At 71.3% G+C, this 8194-nt stretch carries 5 protein-coding genes; 4 read left to right on the top strand and 1 reads right to left on the bottom strand.

Features of this window, described 5'->3' with window-relative positions; all coding sequences use genetic code 11:
• Nucleotides 1–353 precede the first annotated feature (353 nt).
• The 4 genes from ACGWYJ_RS24655 to ilvC all read left to right on the top strand — a co-directional run bounded on the left by ACGWYJ_RS24655 (nt 354) and on the right by ilvC (nt 6943).
• Nucleotides 354–3344, top strand: coding sequence for a putative bifunctional diguanylate cyclase/phosphodiesterase (locus ACGWYJ_RS24655; protein ID WP_395108694.1), 2991 nt, complete (start codon nt 354–356; stop codon nt 3342–3344).
• A 234-nt stretch (nt 3345–3578) separates the two neighbouring features.
• Nucleotides 3579–5384, top strand: coding sequence for an acetolactate synthase large subunit (locus tag ACGWYJ_RS24650; RefSeq protein WP_395108696.1), 1806 nt, complete (start codon nt 3579–3581; stop codon nt 5382–5384).
• Nucleotides 5385–5389: 5 nt separating this feature from the next.
• A complete protein-coding gene (ilvN, locus tag ACGWYJ_RS24645; RefSeq protein ID WP_395108693.1) occupies nt 5390–5914 on the top strand; it encodes an acetolactate synthase small subunit in 525 nt (174 codons plus the stop codon).
• Nucleotides 5915–5959: 45 nt separating this feature from the next.
• A complete protein-coding gene (ilvC, locus tag ACGWYJ_RS24640) occupies nt 5960–6943 on the top strand; it encodes a ketol-acid reductoisomerase (protein ID WP_395108692.1) in 984 nt (327 codons plus the stop codon).
• Between the two features lie 300 nt (nt 6944–7243).
• On the opposite strand, the gene ACGWYJ_RS24635 is transcribed toward ilvC, so the two are convergent.
• A complete protein-coding gene (locus ACGWYJ_RS24635; protein ID WP_395108691.1) occupies nt 7244–8116 on the bottom strand; it encodes a hypothetical protein in 873 nt (290 codons plus the stop codon).
• Nucleotides 8117–8194: the final 78 nt, after the last annotated feature.

Below are 8194 nucleotides of genomic sequence, written 5' to 3'. Positions count from 1 at the left end.
ACCGCCGCGAGCCGCCAGGCGAGCGGCGGGGGCCGGTGGCCCCGCTTCGGGGGGTGTGGGGGGTCGCCCCCCCACAGTGATACAGAGATACTCCCTCAATCCTGTTGTGACCTACGGAACGTACATTGGGCGACACGGTGATCCCGCATGCAGCAACGTCGCTGACCTACCGTCGGCGGAGCGGATACGCTCGCCGAGGTCCCGGCGCTCACCCCCGCGCGGGGGCACGATTGGCGGCGCGCCGGGCGTTGCACTGGATGATCGGCGCGGTTCGATGACGACACTCCCCGGGCGCGTGGTGGCGCGGTTCTCGCGTCGCCGGGCGCCCTGACGGCAGGAGGGGGCACGGCGCGATGAGCGGCGACAGGACCTGGTGGTCGCAGCGGCGGGTTCCGCCGCGGGCGCTGCCGGTCGGCATGGTCGCGGTCGCGGGTGCGCTGTACGTCTTGGGTGCCGTGCTGGGCTGGGGCGGCGCGGCGTTCGTCTCGTGGGGGGAGGCGGCGGCTTCGGCGGTGGCGGCGGTGGTGTTGTTCCGCGCGTACCGGGTGGCGCCGCAGGACGGTTCGGGATGGCGCTGGTTCGGGGTCGCGGCGGCTTCGTGGTTCATCGCCGCGGTGGGTTCGGCGTTGTGGTCGGGTGCGGCGACGCGCAGTGCGCTGTCGTTGTCGATCAGCGACCTGTTCTATCTGATCGCGCTGGGGTCGTTGGCGGCGGCGCTGGTGGCGCCGGCGCGGCTGCCTCGGGACGGTTACGCGTGGGTCCGGTACGCGGCGGACGTGTACTTGTTCGTGGCGGCGCTTTTCGTGCTGGGCTGGGTGACGCAGTTCGGGGATCTGTATCACCGGTCGGGGGAGACTCCGTCGGAGTTCCTGCTGGAGCTGCTGTATGCGCTGATCGATGTCGTGGTGTTGTGCGCCGCGCTGCCGTTCGCCGTGGGCGCGATGCGTTCGTACCGGGTGCGGGCGTGGACGGGGTACGGGGCGCTGGCGGCGTTCGCCGCGGCCGACGTGGTGACGATGATCATGCGGCTGCGCGGCGGCGGGGTCGAGGGTGATCCGGCGGATGTGCTGCGGGTGGCGGGGCTGGTGCTGCTGGTGCTGATGCCGCTGGTCGTTCCGGTGCCCGCGGTCGAGGCCGAGCAGGACGGGACGTGGCGTCTGGGCCGGGTGGGGGTCGTTCCGGCGGTGGCGGCGGCCGTGGCGGCGCTGGTGGTGACGTTGCGGGCGCTGGTGTCGGGCGGCGTGGATCCGGTGGTGCCGCTGGTGGCGGGGACGGCTGCGCTGGTGGTGCTGGTGCGCCTGGCCGGGTTGCTGCGGGAGAACGAGCGGCTGCGGCGCGCGGTCGACTCGGGCGAGGATCATTTCCGCGCGCTGTCGGAGAGCATCAACGACGCGGTGCTGATCTGCGACCTGAAGGCGGTCGTCCAGTACGCGAGCGCGGGCGCCCTGCGGATGTACCGGTACGCGCCGCAGGAGCTGCTGGACAGGCCCCTGCACGAGATCATCCACCCCGAGGACCTGCCGCGGGTGCGGGCGGTGTTCGCGGAGCTTCTGGCCGGTGAGGAGGAGTGGGAGGCCGAGGAGGCGGTGGACGACCCGGACGTCGACGACCTGCCGGAGGGGGTCGTGCCGGACGGGTCCGGGTCGGCGGTGGCCGCCGAGGGGGCGGAGGCGGCGGCGAACGGCGCGTTCCGGCTGGCGTTCCGGATCCGGGCGTCGGACGGGACGTGGCTGCCCACCGAGTCGACGGTGTCGCGGTACAGCGGCGCGGGCGAGACGCGGGGCCGGTTGCTGATCACGACCCGGGATCTCAGCGAGGAGGCGGCGCTGCGCCGCCAGGTGACCCATCTGACCTTCCACGACGGGCTCACGGGCCTGCCGAACCGGGCGTTCTTCGAGGAGCGCACGCGGGAGCTGCTGTCGCGGCAGCCCCAAGAGGGGGAGGACGGGTGCAGGGTCGCCGTCCTGTTCGTCGATCTGGACGGTTTCACGGCGGTGAACGACTCGGCCGGGCACGCGGCGGGCGACCAGGTGCTGGCGCAGGCGGCGCGGCGGCTGCGCGGCACCGTCCAGGCGGATGACACGGTGTGCCGGTGGGGCGGGGACGAGTTCGCCGTCCTGGTGCAGCTTCCGGCGGACGCTTCGCGCGGGACGGCGGGTGGTGGTCCCAGCCGCGCGGAGACGCGGGCGGCGGTCGATCTCGCGGAGCGGATGCTGCGCGTGCTGACGCTGGAGCCGTACCGGGTGGGGGGCCGGGGGATCGCGCTGACGGCCAGCATCGGTATCGCGTTCGCGGGCGACGAGGAGGGCACGGCGGGCACCGCGGGCTCGGCGGGCGCGCCGAAGGGGAAGGCCACGGCCGCCCCGCAGCCGAGGGACGCGGGACGCAGGCTGCGGCGCAGCGCCGCCGACCTGATCCGTAACGGCGACCTGGCGATGGCCAGGGCCAAGGAGCTGGGCGGCGGCCGGGTGGAGGTGTTCGCCCCGCACATGCACGCGGACGTGGTGCGGAGGCTGGAGCTGGGCACGGATCTGCGGAGGGCGCTGGCCGAGGAGCAGTTCGCCCTGGAGTTCCAGCCGGTGGTGGAGCTGGCCACGTCCCGGGTGACGGGGGTGGAGGCGCTGCTGCGCTGGTGGCGTGGCAACGAGTCGGTGCCGCCCGAGGAGTTCATCGGCCCGGCCGAGGAGTCGGGCCTGATGGTGCCGCTGGGGGAGTGGGCGCTGCGGGAGGCGTGCCGCGAGGTGGCGCGGTGGCGCGGCGGTTCGTGGGACATCGGCCTGTCGGTGAACTTCACGGCCCGGCAGATCCAGGCGCCGCGGTTCGTGGAGTCGGTCGCGGCGGCGCTGGAGGACACGGGGCTGTCGCCGGAGGCGCTGACCGTGGAGGTCCGCGAGGAGGTGCTGGTCGAGGACGCGGGGCAGAGCGTGGCGCGGCTGTCGGAGCTGCGCCGGCTCGGGGTGCGGCTGGCGATCGACGACTTCGGCACCGGGTACGCGTCGCTGGCCTACCTGGGGCAGCTCCCGGTGGACGTGCTGAAGATCGACCCGTCGTTCGTGGCGGCCCTGGGCACGGACGAGACCGGCACGCTGCTGACCCGCGCGATCGTGGGGCTGGGCGCCGAGCTGGGGCTGACGGTGGTGGCCGAGGGCATCGAGCGTCCCGAGCAGCTGGAGCTGCTGCGGGCGATGCGGTGCCCGGCCGGTCAGGGGTTCCTGGTGGCGAGGCCGATGGCGGCGCGCAGGGTGGAGTCGCTGGTCCGCACGAACCTGGAGGCGCAGGCCCTACCAGGCGAGATACCGCTGCCGCTGGACGACGAGCCGCCGCTGTCCCACCCGGTGGGATGAGCCGTTCGTCTCACTGGGTGAGATATTCTGTCCAAGGATTTGACGGTGGCCGGGAAGTCGGCGAAAGTAAGGCCCGTGCAGAGTGGTTCCCTGATCCTCGTAGTACTTGGTCGGCGCGCAGGCTGACCAAGCACCTCGTCCTGCGCGCGCCCTCGACCGCCAGCCGGCGGCGGGGGTTTTTTGTTGGCCTCACACCGCCCGCCGGGTGGGGCCCGCGGACTCCGAGCCACGGCGATCACCCGGCACTCCACCGGAACCTCACAAGGAACGCAGACCATGACGACCGAACAGATGACCGGAGCCCAGGCGCTGGTCCGCGCCCTGGAGAACGTCGGCGTCGACACCGTGTTCGGCATTCCGGGGGGTGCGATCCTCCCGGCCTACGACCCCCTCTTCGACTCCAGGAAGGTGCGCCACATCCTGGTCCGGCACGAGCAGGGGGCGGGGCACGCCGCCCAGGGGTACGCGATGGTGACCGGCAAGGTGGGCGTCTGCATGGCCACCAGCGGGCCGGGCGCCACCAACCTGGTCACCGCCATCTCCGACGCGTACATGGACTCGGTGCCGCTGGTGGCGATCACCGGGCAGGTGGCCAGCAGGCAGATCGGCACCGACGCCTTCCAGGAGGCGGACATCGCCGGCATCACCATGCCGATCACCAAGCACAACTTCCTGGTGACCAAGGCCGAGGACATCGCCCGCACCATCGCCGAGGCGTTCCACATCGCCTCGACCGGGCGTCCCGGCCCCGTCCTCGTGGACATCGCCAAGGACGCCATGCAGGCCACCTGCACGTTCGAGTGGCCCGTCACCATGCAGCTCCCCGGCTACCGCCCGGTCACCCGGCCGCACTCCAAGCAGGTGCGCGAGGCGGCGCGGCTGATCGTGGAGGCCGAGCGCCCCGTGCTGTACGTCGGCGGCGGCGTCCTGAAGGCGGGCGCGTCCGCGGAACTGAAGGTGCTGGCGGAACTGGCCGGGGCGCCGGTCGTCACCACCCTGATGGCCAAGGGCGCGCTGCCCGACAGCCACCCGCTGCACATGGGGATGCCGGGCATGCACGGCAGCGTCGGCGCGGTCGGCGCGCTGCAGAAGGCCGACCTGCTCGTCGCCCTCGGCGCCCGCTTCGACGACCGGGTCACCGGCAAGCTGGACGGGTTCGCCCCGTACGCCAAGGTCGTGCACGCCGACATCGACCCCGCGGAGATCTCCAAGAACCGGCACGCCGACGTCCCGATCGTGGGCGACGCCCGGGAGGTCATCGCGGACCTGATCGTCGCGTTGCAGGCCGAGCAGGAGGCCGGCCGCAAGGGCGACTACACGGCCTGGTGGCGGCAGCTGAACGCGTGGCGCACCACCTACCCGCTCGGCTACGACCAGCCCGAGGACGGCTCCCTGGCGCCGCAGTACGTGATCGAGCGGATCGGCGAGCTGGCCGGGCCCGACGCGTACTACGTCGCGGGCGTCGGCCAGCACCAGATGTGGGCGGCGCAGTTCATCAAGTACGAGCGGCCCGGCGCCTTCCTCAACTCCGGCGGCGCGGGCACCATGGGGTACGCCGTCCCGGCCGCGATGGGCGCCAAGGTCGGCGCGCCGGACGCCCAGGTGTGGGCGATCGACGGCGACGGCTGCTTCCAGATGACCAACCAGGAGCTGGCGACCTGCGCGATCGAGGGCATTCCCGTCAAGATCGCTGTGATCAACAACGGCAACCTGGGGATGGTGCGGCAGTGGCAGACGCTGTTCTACAACGAGCGCTACTCCAACACCGACCTGCAGCGCCCCGCCGGTGAGCGGCCCCGGTTCATCCCCGACTTCGTCAAGCTGGCCGAGGCGTACGGGTGCGTCGGGCTGCGCTGCGACAGGGCCGAGGACGTCGACGACGTGATCGCCAAGGCGATGGAGATCAACGACAGCCCGGTGGTCATCGACTTCGTCGTCCACCAGGACGCGATGGTGTGGCCGATGGTCGCCGCGGGCACCGCCAACGACGACATCAAGATCGCCCGCGATCTGGCGCCCGACTGGGAGAACGGAGACTGACCCCGATGAGCCTGCACACCCTCTCCGTCCTGGTGGAGAACAAGCCCGGCATCCTCGCCAGGGTCGCCGCGCTGTTCTCCCGGCGCGGGTTCAACATCGAATCGCTCGCCGTCGGCGTCACCGAGCACCCCGAGATCTCCCGGATGACGATCGTGGTGAACGTGGCCGACCTGCCGCTGGAACAGGTCACCAAGCAGCTCAACAAGCTGATCAACGTGCTCAAGATCGTCGAGCTGGATCCGTCCGCCTCCGTCCAGCGCGAACTGGTGCTGGTCAAGGTCCGGGCGGACGCCGAGACCCGGTCCCAGGTGCTGGAGACCGTCCAGCTGTTCCGGGCCAAGGTCGTCGACGTGGCGCCGGACGCCGTCACCATCGAAGCCACCGGAAACCGCGACAAACTGGACGCGCTGATCCGGGTGCTGGAGCCGTTCGGCATCAAGGAACTCGTCCAATCCGGCATGGTGGCCATCGGCCGCGGCGCGCGCTCCATCACCGACCGCTCGCTGCGCGCCATCGAACGCAGCGCCTAGACCCGCCAACCAACAGACACGAAAGGCAACAGCACAGTGGCTGAGATGTTCTACGACGACGACGCCGACCTGAGCGTCATCCAGGGCCGGCACGTGGCCATCATCGGATACGGCAGCCAGGGCCACGCGCACGCGCTCTCACTGCGCGACTCGGGTGTGGACGTCCGCGTCGGTCTCAGGGAAGGCTCGCCCAGCCGCGAAAAGGCCGAAGCGGAAGGGCTGCGCGTGGTCACGCCCGCCGAGGCGGCCGAGGAAGCCGACCTGATCATGCTGCTGGCCCCCGACCACCACCACCGCGAGATCTTCGAGAAGGACATCAAGCCGGCACTGGTCGAAGGGGACGCGCTGTTCTTCGGCCACGGCTTCAGCATCCGCTACGGCCTCGTGCAGCCGCCCGAAGGCGTGGACGTCTGCATGGTCGCCCCCAAGGGCCCCGGCCACCTGGTGCGCCGCCAGTTCACCGCCGGACGCGGCGTACCCGTGATCGTCGCCGTGGAGAAGGACCCCTCCGGCAACGGCTGGCCCCTCGCCCTCTCCTACGCCAAGGCGATCGGCGGCCTCCGCGCCGGCGGCATCAAGACCACCTTCACCGAAGAGACCGAAACCGACCTGTTCGGCGAGCAGGTCGTCCTCTGCGGCGGGCTCTCCGAGCTGATCAAGAACGGGTTCGAGGTGCTGACCGAAGCCGGCTACCAGCCCGAAGTCGCCTACTTCGAGACCCTGCACGAGGTGAAGCTCATCGTCGACCTCATCTACGAGGGCGGCATCTCCAAGATGTACTGGTCGGTCTCCGACAACGCCGAGTACGGCGGCTACAGCCGCGGCTCCCGGATCATCACCTCCGACACCAAGGCGGAGATGAAGAGGATCCTCGCCGAAGTCCAGTCCGGCGAGTACGCCAAGGAACTCGTCGCCGAATTCGAAGGCGGCCAGGCCCAGTTCGGCAAGTACCGGGAAGAACTCGCCGAACACCCCATCGAGAAGACCGGCGCCAAACTCCGCCCCATGATGAGCTGGCTGAACGACTAGTTCTTATTGGCAAGCACGAGCTGCGCTCCTCGCCTGGCGGCTCGTCGCTTGTCGTGCTTGCGGCGATCGCTGCATCGCTCCGACTCGCCCAGGGCTCGCTACGCGATCAGGTCCTCGCAGGCTCGGAACCTGCCTTCGGTCGCGATCGCGGCGCTTGGGCGCCGTTCGGGGCTGGGCTGCGGGCTTAGGTGGGTGCGAGGGACTTGCTGTGGGCGCGAGCGGCCCTTTGGCGGCCGTCGGCTCGGGGGGGGCTTCTGGGGCCATGGGTCTTGGAAGCTCCCTCCGCTTTTGACGGGCGGGTTAGTTGGGGCTGGTTTCGGGTGGGGTCGGGGGCTTGGGGGTGTCCGTGCCGGGGTGCGGGCGGCTTCCGAGGCGGGCGGAGTGGCGGGGGAGCAGGCGGCGTCTGAGGCGGGTCAGGGGCCGGATGGGCGCCTCGTCCCGTTCCACCAGGACTGCGAGGCGGTCGCCGGTCGTGAAGTGGATGGTGGCCTCGGTGTCGGGGGCGATGGCCCGGCGCTGCGGGTCGGTCTTCACCCGGGGGCCGCGGACCGGGCCGAGCGGGGCCTCGCGGCTGACGCCCAGCGTGGACGCGATCACGTGGACCTCCCAGATGCCGGGCTCCTGGACGGGCTGCTCGGCGTCGAAGGAGCCGTCCGGCGTCACGCCCGCCACCACGCGGTGCTCGGTCAGCGTCGCCGCGTTCCGCAGGACGATCTCGACGCGGGTCTCGCGGGTCTCGATCTGTTCGAGCACCGCGCGGCCCCGGACCCGCAGCCGCGGCCCGTGCCAGCCCGCCGCGTCAAGCCGGTGCGCCACGCCCACTTCGGAGGTGATGTCGACGTCGTCCCGTGGGACGCCGCGCAGGTACGGGTACATCGCGTACACCCGTCCGCCCACCACCACCGCTCCGGGCGGACGGCCCTCCGCCTCGTCACGGATCAGACGCTCCAGCTCGTCGCGCAGGCCGTACCGGAGGCAGAACAGCCGCAGCCGGTAGGACGAGGGCAGCGCGGCGCGGGCGGCGTCGCCGAACTCCTCCTCGCCGAGGGCCCGCCGCGTCCCCTCGATCAGCCGTTCGCGGCGCCGCTCGTCCAGTTCAAGGAAACGGTGGTCGTACACGCGCAGGAGATCCTGCAGCACACTGATCGCGCACTCGGTCGTCTCGGCGGTCAACGATGTTCTCCTGTCCCCCCGGGTAATCACCGCCACAGTAAGCCTTCATAAGATCACCAAGAGTGAACCTCGCCCGCG

This window comes from Actinomadura sp. SCN-SB (genome assembly GCF_043906805.1).
In the GTDB taxonomy this organism is placed as follows: domain Bacteria; phylum Actinomycetota; class Actinomycetes; order Streptosporangiales; family Streptosporangiaceae; genus Spirillospora.
This window is presented reverse-complemented; position numbering and strand designations above follow the sequence as displayed.

Excerpts from the sequence above, each read along its gene's own strand:
- ACGWYJ_RS24655 (WP_395108694.1), top strand. The coding sequence starts at position 354 with ATGAGCGGCGACAGGACCTGGTGGTCGCAGCGGCGGGTTCCGCCGCGG.
- ilvN (WP_395108693.1), top strand. The coding sequence starts at position 5,390 with ATGAGCCTGCACACCCTCTCCGTCCTGGTGGAGAACAAGCCCGGCATC.
- ilvC (WP_395108692.1), top strand. The coding sequence starts at position 5,960 with ATGTTCTACGACGACGACGCCGACCTGAGCGTCATCCAGGGCCGGCAC.